Source organism: Blautia sp. OF09-25XD, assembly GCF_003482095.1.
In the GTDB taxonomy this organism is placed as follows: domain Bacteria; phylum Bacillota; class Clostridia; order Lachnospirales; family Lachnospiraceae; genus Fusicatenibacter; species Fusicatenibacter saccharivorans.
The window spans coordinates 1-17,827 of sequence record NZ_QUMG01000021.1 but is presented as its reverse complement, the minus strand read 5'-3'; the positions used below and the strand labels follow the sequence as shown (position 1 = coordinate 17,827).

Below are 17,827 nucleotides of genomic sequence, written 5' to 3'. Positions count from 1 at the left end.
CTGTTATTCTTTTACTTTTTCCATGCAGGAAGAACGCCTTCGTAATTCATGCCATAACCGTAGTCATAGTTATGTCCTTCGCTGTCAATATAGGTTTCCATATCCAACGCACGGTCCTCGCTCTGCTCCTCAACCGCATCCATATCCTTCGGCATCTGGATCGGCAGACGGCCGGTCGGGTTGTAACCGCCGAAGACAACGTCGAGCACAGCGGCTCTCGAAACACCGAACTCTGCGACGATCGCATCGGCTTCGGCTTCAAATTCATGCATCACCATCGGGTTGTTGACGGTTGCGCAGACGATCACCGGCTTGTCGCCCATCGCGCGGCGGCATTCGAGAATATTGTCGAGATCAGCCTCGTTGTAGGCAGTGTTTGTCTTTCCAAGATAGCTGCGGTTCGTGAAATTCTCGCGGAAATCACCGCCGGCAATGCTCACCTCACGCGCTTTTTTCGCCGTATACGGGCGGTACTGCAGTGTAATCGGCAGATAGCCGTTGCCGCCGTTCGCAAGATCTTCGGTGGAATACGGGTTGCATGCCGGGCTTTCGATAAATACCAGCGCCACATCGGCCTCCTCCGGTGATGCCACGCGTGTACCGTACTTGGACGGCAGTCCATCCGGCAGCGGATCTTCGGTTTTTGCCGGCAGATCGATGCGGAAGAACGCTTTGGACGGTCCGATCTTTCTCTCCGGAATATAAACCTTCAAACCTTTCTTCAGCGGCAGCACACCCTTCTGTCCTTCCGGTGCACGTTTCGCACTGTTTTTCAGCAGGACGATGGATTTCTGCTGTGCCTCATAGCCATGGCGGCAGAACTCTTCGCATCCTACAATCTTTGCGGATTCTTCCGGATCAAGATACGGATCCTCAAACAAGCCGCAGTGGAAAATGTTGATCAGAAGACGTTTAGCGGACAGCTCCATGCGCTCACGCATCGCTTTCTCGCCGTATTTCTCACAGCCGATCTTATACGCCTCGACAATCGGACCGGACTCGCTGTTTCCGCCGAACTGGTCAACGCCGTTTGTAATCGCCAGCAGACACCGTTCTGCCTCGGTCATATCCTGCACGCCGTAGCAGCGGCTTCCAAATCCCTCAATCGTCTTCTCCGGATCCTGGTGATGCCCCAGTCGGTGCAGACAATGCCTTTAAATTCATATTTTCCGCGCAGCAGATCCTTGATCAGGTACTCGCTGTAGGAGTTTCCGACGTTCTTGCCGTTTTTCTTGTCCACGCCGTAGGATACGGTGTAGTACGGCATAACCGCGGATGCGCAGTCGGTCGGTCCGTCCAGGTGGAAGGCTGCCTCGGTAAACGGTTTTAAATGCTCCTCAAAATTTCCGGTCGGATAAACGGCAAACTGTCCGAATGCATAGTGTGCATCGCGTCCGGCCTCTCCGGTGCCGCCGCCCGGCCAGTGTTTGACCATCGTGTTGACGCTGTCTTTTCCCCAGCCGTCTGCTTCCCCTTCCGTTGTCTGCATACCGTCACAGTACGCTTTGGTAAGCTTTTGGGACATCTCCACTTCTTCGCCTAACGTATCGACAAACCGCATCCATCTCGGCTCGGTACAGAGATCAATCTGCGGTCCGAGTGCCGTTGTGATACCGAGTGCCCGATATTCGCGGGAAGCATCTTTTGCAAACTGTCCGGCTACTTCCGGATCGAAGCAGGCTGCAAAACCAACGCCCTCCGGCCATTTGCTGATCTCGCTTCCGCCGCTCTTGAACTCCGCGCCGGAATCCTTTGCTCCGTTCCGCGGATCGGAGGAGAGGTTGACCGGAATACCGTACGGCAGTGTTTCCGCTCTTTTCTGCAGCTCATTGCTCCACTTTGCGGAGATTTCCGGGCTTTCTACATTCGTCAGCAGAATATGACGGATGTGTTCGTCCTCCAGAAATTCCTTCTGCTGGTCAGAAATGGCATACGGCTCTTTGCCGGATTCGAGATACGTTTTTCCGTCAAACGTTCCCTGGAATGGTCCGCCCGGCATCGGCGGTACCGCCTGGTGCGGCGAGTACAGCATAAGGCCTGCAATCTCTTCAATCGAAAGACGACCCGCAAGGTCTGCCGCTCTCTCCTCATCGGAAAGACGCCAGTCCTCGTACGGCAGCAGTTCGCCGGTTTTTGCAAGATCTTTAAAGTAATATCCATCTTTTTCCAATACCTTTACACCGGACTCCTCCGCCCAGGCAATCGTTTTTCCGTCTGCCTGTGTGATGCGGTGGATTCCGTTTTTCGTTGTTTTCTCCATAAGTTTTCTCCTTTTTCCTGCTGCATTTATTTCAGTGTAAATACCGCACTGTTTTCCGTCGTGCTGCTGTCACCGACAAATACGGTAAACGTTCCAGGCTCGCTTCCAAAAGTTCCGTCGAGACGGTAGTAGCGCAGATCTTCTTCGGTAATATAGAAGGTCACTTCCTGCTCTTTGCCCGGAGCAAGCTCCACTCTTCGGAAGCCTTTCAGCTCTCGCACCGGACGAACCACATCGGAATAATCATCACGGATGTACAGCTGTACAACATCACAGCCAGCCGTATCACCTGTATTTTTCACGGTCACATGCGCTGCAATTCTGCCGTTTTTATCCATCTCGTTCTGATCCAGTGTTACCGCGGAAATATCAAACGTGGTATAGGAAAGTCCGTAACCAAACGGATACAGCGGTGCGTTCGGAATATCGAGATATTTGGAGCGGAACCGCTCTTTCATGCCCGGCAGATTCGGTCTTCCGGTGGAATACTCGTTGTAGCTGACCGGCGCCTGGCCCACGCAGTACGGGAAGCTCATCGGCAGATGGCCGGATGGATTTTTCTTTCCGGTCAGAACATCCACAACGGCACTTCCGCCCTCTGTTCCCGGGAACCATACCTCGAGAACGGCTTTTGCTTTTGCACTGATCTCACGCAGATCCAGCGGGCGGCCGTTGAACAGAACGACAACCACATTCGGGTTGACGGCCAGCACTTTTCGGAACAGCTCCATCTGAATCTCCGGCACATCGATCATGGCACGGCTGGTCGCCTCGCCGCTCTGCAGATAATGCTCACCCATCGGCATGACCACGAGATCGGCCTCTTTTGCTGCCTGTAGTGCGCTCTGCTCCATGGCAGCAAGCTCTTCCTCACTGTATTTTTTCGGTGTCGTCTCGGTAAATCCGATCAGCTCCACATCGTTTCCGATAACCGGGCATCCTTCCGCATACGTGGTGCGTGATGCGTCGAATACTTTCTCGGCTGCTTCCTGAATCGTCACGCAGTCCTTGCTGTCGCCGGTGAAGGACCAGCTGCTCTTGATTTCATGATTGTTGGTATACGGGCCGACAAATGCGATCTTTTTCGCAGTGTCGAGCGGCAGTACACCGTCGTTTTTCAGCAGGACGAAGGATTCCTCCGCTGCTTTTTTCGCCAGTGCACGATGCTCCGGGCAGAGGTTGTATGCTTTCTCTTTCTCGGCATCCGCATCTTTATATGGATTTTCAAACAGTCCCAGTTTGTTTTTCAGCTCCAGAATCCGCAGGCAGCACTCGTCAATCAGATGCTCGTCCACTTCACCTTCTTCTACGAGACGGCAGAGGTTTGCGGCGTAAACGGATGTCATCATATCAATATCCACGCCTGCCTCCAGCGCTTTTTTCGCTGCATCGGCGGCATCTTTCGAGCTTCTGTGGGCAACGGTTTCCAGAATGGCTGCAAAGTCAGAAATCAGCACGCCGTCAAATCCCATCTCGCCGCGCAGGATATCGCGCATCAGCCATTTGTTGGTGCTCGCCGGAACGCCGTTGATCGTGTTAAATGATGTCATCACCATCGCTGCGCCCGCATCAATGCCTGCTTTGTATGCCGGAAGATAGAATTCACGGAAGGTATGCTCTGAGAGCTCTACGGTGTTGTAATCTCTTCCTGCGACTGCTCCGCCGTAGCCTGCAAAGTGTTTGATGCAGGAGGCAACTTTTCCCGGTGTTTTTAAATCATCGCCCTGGAAGCCTTTTACGATCGCCTCGGAAAAGCGGCTGTTCAGGTACGGATCTTCGCCTGTGGATTCCACAACGCGGCCCCATCTCGCATCGCGCACAAGGTCAACCATCGGAGAAAAGGTAACGTGAAGTCCGGCCGCGGATGCTTCTTTTGCGGCTGCAGACGCGCACTCGCCGGAGAGCTCCGGATCAAAAGTGGCTCCCTGCGCCAGCGGCGCCGGGAAAATGGTCTTCATGCCGTGAATGACATCCATCATGAACAGCATCGGGATGTGATGCGGCTGTTTTGCCATGTAGTCATCCTGCAGTTTTTTCATCGTATCGGCACCGGCTGCACCGAGAATGGAACCGGCCATCTCCAGGTCCTCTTTTCCGATTCCCATGTCATTTGCCGGGCCGGTCAGGACGCTGTTTTCATCCCCGAGGTAAAATGCTCCGCTTAACTGAAGCATCTGATCTACTTTCTCTTTCAGCGACATATCCGCCAGCAGTTTTTCCAGATCTGTCTGTTTCATTGAAAAACCTCCCTGTTGTTATTTTCAGAATTTTCCTGTTTCTTATATCATTTGTTTCTATTTTACGGCATAACTCTGCATAAAACAATCACTTTTTTTGACCTTTTCCTCAACGATTTTAACAAAAGAAGCGGGTTCCGCCGTTTTTTGATTTTCGGCAGAACTCGCTCCCTTTTTATAATTTAATTCCTTTTAATGCCGCGGCAAACGCATTGTTCACCGGCTCTTCGGCCTCTTTTTTCTGTTTCTTCATATAAGCTGCCACATCGCGCTTCGTCACGCCGCCGCCCTCTTTTTTGCGGCGCTCTTGGAATTTTGTCATGCGCTCTTTGTGGCCGCAGGCGCAGACAAACGTCGCATCCTCGCCCTTTCCGATCATCTCCATGCGCTTATGGCAGACCGGGCATCTCGCATTCGTCGTGCGGGAAACCGTCTCGCGGTAGCCGCACTCTCTGTCCTGGCAGACGAGCAGTTTTGCGTTCTTTCCATTCACCGCAAGCAGCCGTTTTCCGCAGTTCGGGCACTTCTTGTTCGTCAGGTTGTCGTGGCGGAACGTTCCCTCTTCCGTCTTGATCTCATCGATCAGTTCCACCGTGTAGCTGCGGATCTCCTCCATAAACACATCGCGCCGCTTCTTTCCCTTTGCAATGTCGTTTAACTGCATCTCCCAGCTTGCCGTCAGCTCCGGCTTTTTCAAATCCGCCGGAACCAGCTTCAGAAGCTGGCGTGCTTTCGAGGTCAGATAGATCTCATTGCCTTTTTTCTCCAGCAGAAAGCTGCGGAACAGCTTCTCGATGATATCCGCACGGGTCGCAACCGTTCCAAGGCCGCCCGCCTCACCGATCGTTTTTACCAGGCTGCTGTCGCGGTTTTCCATGTAGCGGACCGGATTTTCCATCGCGGAGAGCAGCGTGCCTTCCGTGAAGCGTGCCGGAGGTTTTGTCTTTCCTTCGCGGAGACTGATCTTCGGCTGCCCGATCTTCATGCCTGCCTCCAGAAGCGGCAGATTCTGCTCCCGCACCTCTTCTTTCGCCTCATCCTCTTCGTCGTACCGGTTATCCTCGTACGCCTCCTGCCAGCCTTTCTCGACCATGCGCTTTCCGCGCGCAGTAAACCATTCCTTTTCGATGGAAGCCTGGATCACCGTCTCTTCATATACACACGGCGGCAGCAGTACCGCAAGAAAACGGCGCACAACAAGATCATAAATGCGGCGCTCCTCGTTCGAGAGTGCGGATAACTGCACGTACTGCTCCGTCGGGATAATGGCATGGTGATCGGAAACCTTCGCATCATTGACAAATGAGAGCTTTCCGTTCAGCGGACTGCGCTTCGCCTGCTGGGCCAGTGCTTTGTACGGGCCGATGCTGACCGCATCCAGCCGCTCTTTTAACGTCGGCACAATATCTTTCGTCAGATACCGTGAATCTGTCCGCGGATACGTAAGGACTTTATGGGTCTCATAGAGGCTCTGCATCAGATTCAGCGTCTGTTTTGCCGAATAGCCGAACCGTGCGCTCGCATCGCGCTGCAGCTCCGTCAGATCGTAGAACAATGGCGCTTCTTTCTGCTTTTTCTTCTTTTCTACGTTCTGTAAGACAAGCGGATACCGTTTTGCATTCTCTGCGATCTGCTTTGCCTTTTCCGGATCGGAGATTCTTGTGCCGCCCGATTTTTCATCTTTCCAGGTGTAGACCACACCGCCCGCCGCGGCCGTCACCGTGTAATACGGTTTCGGGACAAATTCACGGATTTCCTGCTCGCGCTGTGCGATCATAGCAAGTGTCGGCGTCTGCACACGGCCGCAGGAAAGCTGTGCATTGTATTTACAGGTCAGCGCCCGCGTCGCATTGATGCCGACGAGCCAGTCCGCCTCGGCACGGGAAACAGCAGCGCGGTAGAGATTGTCGTACTCTTTCGCATCCTTCAGATTGGCAAAACCCTCACGGATCGCCTTGTCCGTCACAGAGGAAATCCAGAGACGCTTACACGGCTTCTGGTTATGTGCTTTGTCGAGAATCCACCGCGCCACCAGCTCACCCTCGCGTCCGGCATCGGTTGCAATGACAATCTCATTCACATCCTTCCGCGCAAGCTGTGTCGTCACCGCATGGTACTGTTTTCCCGTCTGCGGAATGACCTTGATCTGCAGTTTTTCCGGCATCATCGGCAGAACTGCCATATTCCATTCCTTATACTTTTTGTCATAGTCTTCCGGATCTTTTAACGTCACCAGATGGCCGAGCGCCCAGGTAACGATATACTTGTTTCCCTCCAGCGCTCCGTTTTCTTTTTTGCTGCACCCCAGTACGCGCGCAATGTCGCGTGCCACGGATGGTTTTTCTGCAATTACCAGAGTTTTCATAAAATGTCTGCTCCTTTTATAGCTCTTTATACTGTTTTACAATTTCCTCCCGGTCTTTTCCGAGAATAAAGTAATAATCGATCTGTCCGTCCCCGGCGGTATGAAGATACGTTCCAAACGTCCGCACATTGCACAGCAGTGCCGTCCGGGACGCGGCGGCCGCAATGCCGTAGCCGCGGTTCGAAACAAACAGCGGCATCCGCGCCTGCTTTCCGCCAAAAGAGACGTAGCGCGCCTTCGCGGTCAGATCCAGCCACTCGGTCGAAAGAATGCCTTTTGCTTTCAGCTTTTCGGAACCGCTCCAGTCGAAGAACGTCCATGTCATGCCGCCGTCGATCATGCGCGGCTCGTCACGCTTCTCGGAAAGGATTGGTTTGTTGTCCGGCGTCAGGAACTGCACCGCGCCGTCCTTTTTTTTCTACCATGACGCGCAGCTTTTCCGTCTCGACCAGAACCGCCGTCTTCGATTCTTTCGCACTCCACGGAAACGCGGTGTCTGCCTCGGCTTCCAGTACGTGTCCTGCACTTTTGCGGTCACACCTTTTACGAAACTGATGCGGATCACCTCCGGCGTGATCGGGGTGATACGTAAAATGCCGTACATGCTGGCAATCTCAACCGCCGATTTTCCTTTCTTCGCCCATTTCACCGCACACTTGATCTTCGAATGGCCCTTGATGCGCAGCAGCTCGTTTTCCGGGATTGCACCGAAAGCGTAAGGTGAGGTATTCAGGCGCTCCGTCTTCTCGGCTTCTCCTGGTACCATACCTGCTCCGCCTGGTCTTTTTGCACTCTGCACTCCGGCCGTGCCCGTTCCATATTGCATTCCTGCCTGTGTTCCTGCACTCCGTCTGCTTCCCGGCGCTTTGCCGCCTGCCTTTCCATGATAAGCCGCACCAGCAAAAATAGATGACACCCCTTCCGGTGCACGCTGCTGCATTGTCTTTGCGGCAATTTCTTCTCCCGTTTCTGCCGCAGCCCTCCGCGTTGCCGTACTGCCTTTTGCCATCACCGCTGTTCCGGTCGTGCTTGTATTTCCAAGCGCCATTCCCGGCCTCTGCTCCGGCTTGATCACAATCCGTTTCGGTCCATGGCTGTTCCGCTCGTCCATCTCCTGAATGCCGATCGCGCGGTTCTCCTCACGCGCCTCCTTCTGCGTCAGCGAAACCTTCTCATACTCTTTCGCCTTCGTCAGCGTCTCCATGGCAAATTCCTGATTGTGACGGCCCTTCGGCGCTTCTTTGGCAAGGATTCCCGTCAGTTCTCCTGTATACAGCACCGCCAGCTCATGCAGTGCCCGCGTCGCCGCCACGTAAAGCAGCTTCACCTGCCCGTCATTTTCAGGATATTTTTCTTCCGTCGGATCAAGAAGCAGCACCGCATCGAACTCAAGACCTTTCGTATATGCCACCGGGAGCACCATCACGCCCTCGCCGAACTCTGCCGTCTCGAGATCCTCCTCCACAACCGGCACGTATTGTTTCAGCTTCCGCGCCGTATCCGCCGCTTCTGCCTCATCCCGGCATACAACGGCAATCGTCTCATATCCCTGCGCCTGCCATGTCTTGATTGTCTGAACACCCGCGGCGAGCAGCGCCGCTTCATCGTCAAATGCTTCTTTCCGCACCGCCGTTCCGTGCCGCAGCACCGGCTCCACCGGATAGATCGCAAAGTCCCCATGCCGCAGAATCTCGTTTGCAAAATCGGAGATCTCCACCGTATTCCGGTAACTCTTCCGCAGAACGCCGAACGCATCGTACGTGCCGGTCAGAATCAGCTTTTTCAGCTCCTCCCAGTCGTTCAGGCCGTAGGAAAAATGGATATTCTGCGACGTATCTCCCATAATGGTATACGTACAGTCACGCAGACAGTAATGAAGCACCTGGTACGCCATCATCCCGAAATCCTGCGCCTCGTCGATGACCACATGGCTCGCCTCGCGCACGGGATCGTTTTCCTTGATCCGCTTATAGAGGTATGCCAGCGCCGCCAGATCATAGACATCAAAGGAGTTTTCCGGCACTTCCACCGCTTTTCCTTTCTCCGCCTGCTGCTCCAGAAACTGTAAATAGAGATCAAAAATGGATCCCCGCCATTTTCCATCTCCAAAATATTTCTCGTATTTCCGCTTCAGCGCCTTTTTTTCGCGCGCCGGAAACGTCACTTCTTTTCCCGAAACCTCATTCTCAAATTTTGCCAGCAGGATCTCGTTCAGCATGCACATCTTTCCTTCCATGGAAAGTGTGGACTGCTCCCTGCAATAGTTATCAATATACTCGGCGTCCAGAAGCAATGTTCCCGTTTTTTCCAGCCGCACCGGCTCCCGCGGAATCTGCTCTGCCTCGTACGTACGGCAGAAATTTTCCAGATCGAAAAACCAGCCGCTTCCGCCCTTTATGCTGTTTTTCTCATCCGCGCGTCGATGGTGTGTACCATGTACTTTTCTTCGTCCCAGTCCTCATACAGAAGCCGGATGAAAAGCTGCTCCATCGTCATCTGACGGATGCCGTACACATCGAGTTCCGGCAGAACGCTGGTAATGTAGTTCAGCAGAATGCGGTTGCTTCCAATGATATAGAAATCCTCCGGCCGGAAGTCCTCCTCGTAATTATAGAGGATGTACGAAATCCGGTGCATCGCCACCGTCGTCTTTCCGGAGCCAGCCACGCCCTGTACGATCAGATTCGTCTTCGGGGATCTGCGGATAATGAGGTTCTGCTCCTGCTGGATCGTCGCAATGATCTCACCGAGCACCGCTTTTTTGTTCTTCGCCAGATACTTTGTCAGCAGCTCATCGTTCGCTACCACATCGGAATCAAAAAAGTCTTTCAGATGGTCATTTTCAATCTCATACGTCCGCTTTCTTTTCAGATCAATCGAAAAAGTACCCTCTGAACTCACCGTATAGCTGCACGGCCCGGTGCTGTTCTCATAATAGACGGAAGAAATCGGCGCCCGCCAGTCCAGCACAACCGGTTCCGCCTTCTCATCGGAAATGCCGACGCGCCCGATGTAATAGGACTCTAAAAACGAAAGCCGCGGATCCTGAAAATCAATCCGCCCGAAATACGGCTTCTTTCTCGCTTTTTCCAGCCGCGCCATGCCGTGCTGGTACGCATTCAGCTTCGCCGTCGCGTTGTTCCAGAGCGCCAGGCCTTCCGCCTCTTTTGCGTCGTACGTCTCCATCAGATCCGCCAGATCCTCATTCGCCAGCCGGATATCCGCCTTCGCCTGTTCCAGATTCTGCTCGGCAATCCCGATCACCTTCGCAAGCTGTGCTTCCTCCTCTTCCCTCGTAAGTCCGGGAATCTCTGATTTTCTGATGCTTCTTTCCAGTTTCTCTTCTTCCACTTTGTACCTCCTTTTTTACGAAAAACTTCTTCTACATCAGCCCGTTCTTTTGATTCTCTTATTTCCATCCCAATAGACTTTATTTTACCATGCACACGTCTCCCCGGCAAGATACTTCACCCGCTTTTTCGTGCATCAAAAAAGACACCATGCATCTTACACACAGTGCCTTTCCGACTTTTTTTCTTACTGAAGGTAATCCTTAAATTTCTTTTTAAATGCTTCGATATCGTTCGTATGGGCTTCCACAACCGCATCCGGGTTTCCGGCGATCATCAGGACACTCATCAGGGATTTCGCATCAAAGACGCATCGTCCTATTTTTACGTCAACGTCGTAATCCAGGCGTTTCACCATATTTACAAATTCTTCTACACTCTCTACTTCATCAAACTTTAACGGTAACGAAATCATATTTTCTGCATCCTTTCTGCTTTTTGGTCTTTTTTTCATGATTTTGAATTCTTTCTTTTATTTCCTTCAAAATCGGTCAAAAGCTTACACGATATTCCTTTTTTGCTGTTTTTTCTGAAAGTAGTAATGAAATCGCCTTCATTTTCGACTGACACTAAAATAGCATACATCTGTCTCACTGCAAATATCCGTTTTAGACAAAATTCGACGTAGTTTTACAGCAATTTGCTCATATGTTCCGTCTGATTCGTTAAGTTGTTTCTTTTCCGGCACTTTTTTCGTCTGATCTGACGGGCCGGAAGGCCTTACTTGAGAATCACTCTCATGAAAAGTTATTCGCTGAAAATAATATTTCGGATCTTCCGGGACAGGGTGTACGTTCCGGCATCTTTTTTCTGGGTCATCATCAGAAATGTCATATTCTGCTCCGGCACGACTTCCATGTAGCATCCAAGCCAGCCGTCCCAGCCGAACTCGCCCTTGCTTCCCAGCGTTACCGCACGCGTCGGATCTACCAGAACACGCATCAGATTTCCGTAGGAAAATCCTTCCAGACCGATCCAGTTATCAAAGCCTGCCTGCTGTACCGCGCTTAATGTGTGGCCTCCCATAAATTTTACCGTCGCCGGACGGAGAATCTGTACACCGTTGTAGGTGCCGCCGTTCAGCAGCATCTGTGTAAATTTCGCATAATCGTCGATGGTAGATGCAAGGCCTGCTCCGCCTGCCTCATATGCCGGGCGGTACGCCATATCGTTCTGAATGCCAAGGTTATTGTCCAGATAACGGACAGACGGCTGTCCCTCCCTGCAGTCATACACCTTCGCCAGACGATCCTGCTTTTCTGCCGGAACCCAGAAATCGGTATCGTTCATGCCGAGCGGCTCGAAAATTTCTTTTTTCAGAAAATCCCCAAAGCGCATGCCGCTTGCCACCTCAATCACCGCACCTACGACATCCGCCGACGTTCCATAACTCCAGGACTGGCCCGGCTGATACAGAAGCGGGACTTTTCCAAGACGGTTTGCAAATTCTACTGTACTGATCGTTCCGCCGTTTTCTTCCTTAAGTCCGTGGATCACCTCCTGAAAAAGTGCATCGGTCTGCCGTCCCGTCTCATCCGTTCCGCCGTACGTCAGCCCGGATGTCATATTCATAATATCCTCCAGAAGGATCTCCCGCTCCGCTTTTTCTATCTTCCCATCCGCTGTACATACAACCGGGTTCCGGAAGCCCGGCAGATACTTGCTGACCGGATCCGCCAGATCGACGATTCCGCGCTCTACCAGAATCATCATGGCCGTCGCGGTAATCGGCTTGCTCATGGAGTAGAGACGGAAAATATTATCGCGGGAAACCGGCTTTTTCGCTTCGATATCCGCATATCCGCTCTCCAGATAAACCTGCTCCTCTCCGTCTTTGATCACCATCAGAAGACAGCCCGGTGTCTCTCCTTTTGCAACAGACGCATCCATCACCTGCTGCAGTCTTTTCTTTATCACCTGTTCCATGGTATACCTCCATCTAAATTTCATTGTTTTTTCCTATTTTACCTCTCTTTTTGCCCCCTGTCATCTTTTATCTTGCTTTTCTTCTTCTATCCTCATTGTCTTTTTTTTTCTGAAATCTTACAACTTTTCTGAAATTAAGAAAAACCATCAAAAACCATCATTGCCCTATTCCGAAAAATATGCTATTCTATATGTATATATATTTATGAATCTTCAGCTATTTAGAAAAACGAGGTGAACATCTTGCTGAAAACGAATGAATCCGCAGAAAATTATTTGGAAACCATTTTAGTCTTAAGTCAGAAAAAACCCGTTGTACGCGGTGTTGATATTGCAGAAGAACTTGGCTTTAAAAAATCAAGTGTCAGCGTTGCCATGAAAAACTTAAGAGAAAAAGAGCAGATCCGCGTAACGCCGGAAGGCTACATCTACCTGACCGACAGCGGACGCGCGATCGCAGAGATGATCTATGAGCGCCACCAGCTCCTCTCCCGCGGCCTGATGAGCCTTGGTGTTGATGAGCAGACCGCCACGGAAGATGCCTGCCGCATCGAGCATGTCATCAGCCAGGAAAGCTTTGAAGCGATCAAACGTCATCTGCACATGACTGCCGAAAAATAAGCATGACAAAGAAAACGCTGCCGGAGTTCTCTTCTCTCCGACAGCGTTTCTCTTTCCGCCCGAAAGTCTCCCATTTCTTTGCCGGAGCCTTTCGGGTTTTCTTTTTACAGCATAAAAGTATACGTTCCGCTTCCCAGTTCCACGGTATCCGCCGGATCCTCCGTGTTTTTAAACAGGGTTGCCGTTGTATTGACCGGAATCGTAACCTGATACTCTATTTTGTCACCTTTCCGCTCCCATCCGGCAGAAATCACGCCGTACGGGCTGTCTACGGAACCTTTCATAAACTCGAGCGGGCCCGGCTGCGGTTTCAGCAGAATGTGCTGATAACCCGGTTTTGTCTCGTCTCTCTGGATACCAAGTCCCGTGTGATACAGCCAGGAAAGAACGCTTCCGAGAGAATAATGATTGAACGAGTTCATCGCATTCTGTCCGCCGAAGCCTTTTTCCTTCGTGTAGGAATCCCAGTGCTCCCAGATCGTCGTCGCTCCCTGGGTCACCGGATACAGCCACGACGGGAATGCCGTCTGCAGCATCATCTTCCAGGCATCCCCCACAGCGCCCTGCTCGGTCAGCATCTGGTTCAGAATACCCGTTCCAAAGAATCCCGTTCCGACCGTATAGCCGATCGCTCTCGTCTTTCGGATCAGATGCTCTCCTATTCTCTTTCTGTCTTCTGCCACACCATAAGACAGTGCAATTGCATACGAGCACTGCGTATCACACAGCGTTCCGTCCGCATTGCAGGTCTTTCCGGAATCCGGAAGTACAAATGTCTCATTCCAGAATTTCTTCACCTTCGCAGCAAGCGCCTCATACTGATGCTGCTCCTCTGTTCTTCCGAGCGCACCGGCAATCCGGCTCATCAGATCGGCTTCTTTATAATAGAATGCATTCCATAAAAGCAGCAGATCCGTCTCTTCCGGTGCCAGCCAGTCGCCAAGCGGTCCGATCGCCGGATTTACCTTCGTTCCCGGCAGACCCTTATCCTTCATATAGTCCATATATTTCTGCATGCCAGGATAAAATTTCTCCAGTGTGCGGATATCCCCATACTGCCCATACAGTTCCCACGCCATAAAAATACTCGCACACTCATACGTAATGCCGCCGAATCCGCCGCCCACCGGTGCAATCTCCGGGTACTGGCCTTCCGGTGTCTGCAGATCACGCATCGCCTGCAGGTTCCGCTCATAGAATTTCTTCAGGCTGCTGTTGTTGAGCGCCGTATGGCAGAAAATATGCGTATCGCCCGCCCAGCCCATGCGCTCATTTCTCTGCGGGCAGTCGGTCGGAATGTTGATAAAGTTGCATTTCTGTGACCAGGAAACATTCTCGGCAAACCGGTTCAGCAGTTTATGGCTACTCGTAAGGCTTCCATGGAATTCCGTCACAGAAGAATACTGAAGACTCTCTACTTCTTCCAGCTCCGGCGCATGCTCCACACCGCTGATCTCAATATAGCGGTAGCCGTGGAAGGTAAACTTCGGCTGGAACACCTCTTCCCCGCCGCGGCAGATATAAACATCCGTACTCGTCGCATCCCGGTAATTTTCCAGCATCATCGTGCCTTCTTTTCCGGCATACTCCGGCAGATCCGGATAAAGCACCTCCGCATAGCGGATGATGATCTTTGTGCCCGCCTTCTCATGCAGTGTAATCCGCGGTACACCAGCCATCTCCTGTTCCAGATCGTAGAGATACACACCCGGGAACAGCTCTTTTCTCGTCTTTGCCGTTCTCCGGTCCACAATCCGCACCGGCGCATCGTACTCACCGATATATTCCGGCTTCTGCTCATGAACCGCCGGCCAGGACCGTCCAAAGCCCGGCATCGTGCAGAACTCTTCGATCATGACGGTATCCACAACAACTGGCTTTTCCCAGGTGCTGTCATCAAACTCCGGCAGAGAATAAGTTTCGTAAACCTCTGCCCGGCGCGCATCGTACTGCTCTCCGGCAAAGTAGCTGGAAAACAGGTAAGGACCTTCTCCGAAATACTTCCAATCCTCGGTATTTGTTCCAAAGACCTCGCGGCTGCCGTCCTCGTACTTCATGACAACCTTGGCAAGCAGACTCTCCTTGTCTCCAAAGTAATTGAAGTTCTTCACCACAAAGGTCTGTGCCTCGCTCCACCAGCCCGATGCCAGCGTCACGCCGATTCCGTTTCGGCCCGGTTTCATCAGCCCTGTGATATCGTATGTCTGATAGTTCATTCTGTGGTCATACTGTGTCAGACCCGGACGCAGCAGATCTTCCGTGATCTCCTGTCCGTTGATCCGGCAGTCGTAGATACCGCGCGCAGTAATATAAAGGCGTGCCGATACCAGTTTTTTCTCTTTCTGGCAGGAAATACACGACCGCAGCATTGGAATTGAATGATGGGACGGATCTGCCGTAATCTGGCTGTCTTCTACTTTAAAGTATCCGTTTTCCACCGGAATCTGATCCGCAAAGATACTTTTTCCCCCATCCAGCCGTCCTTCCGGCGTCTCACGAACAATTTCCGCGGATGGTTTTCTTACGTTTCTTACGGTCAGATTCTTAAAATATCCTGTCGTCCCTTTTCCTGCATAAAATCCGATCTCATTCAGTCTCGGATACGGCAGCACATCGTTATTTCCTCTCGGATTCAGCTGGCGGCCTGATACTTTCGTTCCAAAAAATCCATGCTCTTCAATGGCATCCACGAGGATGCCGTCGACATAGGCGTATGCCACATTGCCGTCAACCTCTACGGTCAGCTTATGAAAGGCATCGGCATTCTCTGGTGTCAGGATTTCCTGTGTTTTCTCTTTCCAGTTGACCAGTTTCGTAACGGCAAACGGTTTTTCCGCTGTATCCTCCGGCGCATAGCCACGCGGTAAATTTCGAGGCGTGCATCTCCATCCTCAAGGCACACAACATAACGGATATAGTTCTCCCCTTCCATGCCAAGCTCATTTTTCGTATGGTCGTTCAGACGGAAGTCATTGGCTCCAAAGACGATACCCGCTTCTCCCTTCCCGCCTTCCATCCGAAATTCACTCTCGATCGTAAAGACACCGCGGTTTTCCGCGCATACCGTCGCATGCGGTGCGCCGATCCACTCAGCTCCCTCCCATGCTGCATACAAAGAATCCATAAGGCCTGTCTCGAAGGAACTTTCTGCTTCTGCTTTTCCGCCGTGGTTATCCCACACCTCTGCTTTTACCTCATATTTGGTACAGGGCTGCAGTGCTTCTCCTTCATAACCAATCCCTGTTGATACGCCGGTTTCCATTTTTCCGCTGTCCCACACAGTATCTTCTCCGATGCGCACAACGATCCGGCATGCGCTCTGCATCAGATTCTGTTCTCCTTCTTCTGCCGTCAGCAGCCAGGAAAATGCCGGTTTTTTCTCATCCAGCCCGATCGGTGCCATCTGATCTTCAATCAGAATTCTCTCTATCTTCATTTGGTAACCTCCCATTGCAAGTTTTGCCTTCTTTGCTGATTGTATTATACCGTCCAGCAGCTATTTCTGTTAAGATCAGTTTTTGCCCAAAAAAGCGTCTTTATTTGCATCTTTTCCGGTGTTATAATAAAGGAAATTATGAAAGAGAGGTACCATCAAATGAAAGTATTATTAATCAACGGAAGTCCTCACGCAAAAGGCAGCACTTATACTGCCCTGCACGAAATGGAAAAAGTCTTTACAGAAAATGGTATTGAGGCGGAAATCGTACATATCGGAAATAAAGATATCCGCGGCTGTGTTGCCTGCGGTGCCTGTTCCAAGCTCGGAAAATGTGCTTTTTCCGATATGGTAAATGAGGTTGCTCCGAAATTTGAAGAGGCTGACGGCCTTGTTGTCGGAAGTCCGGTTTATTATGCATCTGCAAATGCAACACTTATTGCTTTTCTTGACCGGCTGTTCTACAGCACACACTTTGACAAGACCATGAAAGTCGGCGCTTCGGTTGTCTCTGCACGCCGCGGCGGTCTTTCCGCTACCTTTGATGAGCTGAACAAATACTTCACCATCTCCGGCATGCCGGTTGCTTCCGGCCAGTATTGGAACAGTATCCATGGAAATAATGCGGACGAGGCACAGCAAGATCTCGAAGGCCTGCAGATCATGCGTACCCTTGCACGGAATATGAGTTTTCTGATGAAGAGCATCCAGCTCGGAAAAGAATCCTTTGGTCTTCCGGAAAAGGAACCGCGCGTCGGCACAAACTTTATCCGTTAATTTATCTGTTAAGCAAGATGCCGTATTTCAGACTTTTTTCTATGTCTGGAATACGGCATCTTTTATAGCTGGAAGAAATTTTATACACGAAAAAAGCCTGCTTCCGCAGACTTTTTAAAGCGACCCGGATCGGGATCGAACCGACGACCTCCGCCGTGACAGGGCGGCGCTCTAACCAGCTGAGCCACCGGGCCAGACATATACAGAATATAAAATATAGAACTAAAGTGGACCTTCAGGGACTCGAACCCGGGACCGACCGGTTATGAGCCGGTTGCTCTAACCAACTGAGCTAAAGGTCCAAAGAGCCGATGATCGGACTCGAACCGATAACCTGCTGATTACAAATCAGCTGCTCTGCCAATTGAGCCACATCGGCATACATAACAAATATTTTATATTCAGTGACTCCGACGGGAATCGAACCCGTGTTACCGCCGTGAAAGGGCGATGTCTTAACCGCTTGACCACGGAGCCATATTTACTTTTTGAAAGAACTGACCTGTAAGAAACTCTTACAGGCCGCATTCACTCCCCGAGTTGGGCTCGAACCAACAACCCTTCGGTTAACAGCCGAATGCTCTACCATTGAGCTATCGAGGATTATTTAATTGAAGATATTTGATATACCTTCAAAACCGCATACACTACACATCTATCATTCCATTTCTGTGAACACAACCATTCAGGTCAAGCCCTCGACCGATTAGTAACAGTCAGCTCCATGCCTTACGGCACTTCCACCTCTGCCCTATCTACCTCGTCGTCTTCAAGGGGTCTTACTTCTTTCGAATGGGATATCTCATCTTGAGGGGGGCTTCACGCTTAGATGCCTTCAGCGTTTATCCCTTCCCG

The 17,827-nt window shown here is 51.4% G+C and carries 13 protein-coding genes, 5 tRNA genes and 1 rRNA gene; 2 read left to right on the top strand and 17 right to left on the bottom strand.

Translation table 11 applies throughout. The annotated features are described in order from the left end of the window. Window positions 1-11: 11 nt before the first annotated feature. From DXA93_RS18680 to DXA93_RS15010, 9 genes are all read right to left on the bottom strand, one after another. On the bottom strand, window positions 12-1,067 hold the full coding sequence (locus tag DXA93_RS18680; RefSeq protein WP_243109235.1) for a glycoside hydrolase family 3 C-terminal domain-containing protein: 1,056 nt from the start codon (window positions 1,065-1,067) through the stop codon (window positions 12-14). Continuing rightward, window positions 1,064-2,260, bottom strand: coding sequence for a glycoside hydrolase family 3 N-terminal domain-containing protein (locus tag DXA93_RS18675; protein WP_243109234.1), 1,197 nt, complete (start codon window positions 2,258-2,260; stop codon window positions 1,064-1,066). Before DXA93_RS18675 ends, DXA93_RS18680 begins: the two co-directional genes overlap by 4 nt. A 26-nt stretch (window positions 2,261-2,286) precedes the next feature. Beyond that, on the bottom strand, window positions 2,287-4,497 hold the full coding sequence (bglX, locus tag DXA93_RS15035; RefSeq protein WP_119208645.1) for a beta-glucosidase BglX: 2,211 nt from the start codon (window positions 4,495-4,497) through the stop codon (window positions 2,287-2,289). 175 nt (window positions 4,498-4,672) lie between these two features. Continuing rightward, the gene (locus DXA93_RS15030; protein ID WP_119208643.1) at window positions 4,673-6,862 is read right to left on the bottom strand and encodes a DNA topoisomerase III; all 2,190 of its coding nucleotides are present in this window, start codon (window positions 6,860-6,862) and stop codon (window positions 4,673-4,675) included. Window positions 6,863-6,878: 16 nt separating this feature from the next. Then, the gene (locus DXA93_RS15025; protein ID WP_119208642.1) at window positions 6,879-7,262 is read right to left on the bottom strand and encodes a hypothetical protein; all 384 of its coding nucleotides are present in this window, start codon (window positions 7,260-7,262) and stop codon (window positions 6,879-6,881) included. An 18-nt stretch (window positions 7,263-7,280) separates the two neighbouring features. After that, entirely contained in the window at window positions 7,281-9,179 is a 1,899-nt protein-coding gene (locus DXA93_RS20220; RefSeq protein ID WP_330427392.1) for a 3'-5' exonuclease, read from the bottom strand. 77 nt (window positions 9,180-9,256) lie between these two features. After that, window positions 9,257-10,213, bottom strand: a complete 957-nt coding sequence (locus DXA93_RS20215; RefSeq protein WP_330427391.1) for a hypothetical protein — start codon at window positions 10,211-10,213, stop codon at window positions 9,257-9,259. Between the two features lie 186 nt (window positions 10,214-10,399). Next, complete coding sequence (locus tag DXA93_RS15015; protein ID WP_147326098.1) at window positions 10,400-10,627, bottom strand: HPr family phosphocarrier protein; 228 nt, start codon at window positions 10,625-10,627, stop codon at window positions 10,400-10,402. A gap of 332 nt (window positions 10,628-10,959) precedes the next feature. Then, the gene (locus tag DXA93_RS15010; protein ID WP_119208640.1) at window positions 10,960-12,138 is read right to left on the bottom strand and encodes a serine hydrolase domain-containing protein; all 1,179 of its coding nucleotides are present in this window, start codon (window positions 12,136-12,138) and stop codon (window positions 10,960-10,962) included. A gap of 246 nt (window positions 12,139-12,384) precedes the next feature. Here DXA93_RS15010 and DXA93_RS15005 point away from each other — a divergent pair, with 246 nt between their 5' ends. Continuing rightward, window positions 12,385-12,759 (top strand): metal-dependent transcriptional regulator, encoded by a 375-nt coding sequence (locus DXA93_RS15005; protein WP_055221737.1) that lies wholly within the window; start codon window positions 12,385-12,387, stop codon window positions 12,757-12,759. Between the two features lie 104 nt (window positions 12,760-12,863). Here the strand turns inward: DXA93_RS15005 and DXA93_RS15000 are convergent, their stop codons facing one another. Beyond that, window positions 12,864-15,479: an alpha-L-rhamnosidase gene (locus DXA93_RS15000; protein WP_119208638.1), complete on the bottom strand. Its 2,616-nt coding sequence runs from the start codon at window positions 15,477-15,479 to the stop codon at window positions 12,864-12,866. 53 nt (window positions 15,480-15,532) lie between these two features. Beyond that, the gene (locus DXA93_RS14995; RefSeq protein WP_119208636.1) at window positions 15,533-16,195 is read right to left on the bottom strand and encodes a glycoside hydrolase family 78 protein; all 663 of its coding nucleotides are present in this window, start codon (window positions 16,193-16,195) and stop codon (window positions 15,533-15,535) included. A 159-nt stretch (window positions 16,196-16,354) separates the two neighbouring features. On the opposite strand from DXA93_RS14995, the gene DXA93_RS14990 reads away from it, so the two are divergent. After that, the gene (locus DXA93_RS14990; protein ID WP_022461984.1) at window positions 16,355-16,972 is read left to right on the top strand and encodes a flavodoxin family protein; all 618 of its coding nucleotides are present in this window, start codon (window positions 16,355-16,357) and stop codon (window positions 16,970-16,972) included. Between the two features lie 120 nt (window positions 16,973-17,092). Here the strand turns inward: DXA93_RS14990 and DXA93_RS14985 are convergent. The 6 genes from DXA93_RS14985 to DXA93_RS14960 all read right to left on the bottom strand — a co-directional run. Continuing rightward, window positions 17,093-17,166 (bottom strand) — tRNA-Asp (locus DXA93_RS14985). 34 nt (window positions 17,167-17,200) lie between these two features. Beyond that, a tRNA-Ile gene (locus DXA93_RS14980) sits at window positions 17,201-17,274 on the bottom strand. A 4-nt stretch (window positions 17,275-17,278) separates the two neighbouring features. Then, a tRNA-Thr gene (locus DXA93_RS14975) sits at window positions 17,279-17,351 on the bottom strand. A 26-nt stretch (window positions 17,352-17,377) separates the two neighbouring features. After that, window positions 17,378-17,449: transfer RNA gene (locus DXA93_RS14970), tRNA-Glu, on the bottom strand. A 54-nt stretch (window positions 17,450-17,503) separates the two neighbouring features. Continuing rightward, a tRNA-Asn gene (locus tag DXA93_RS14965) sits at window positions 17,504-17,575 on the bottom strand. Window positions 17,576-17,658: 83 nt separating this feature from the next. Continuing rightward, window positions 17,659-17,827: ribosomal RNA gene (locus DXA93_RS14960) — 23S ribosomal RNA — on the bottom strand; the annotation flags it as partial.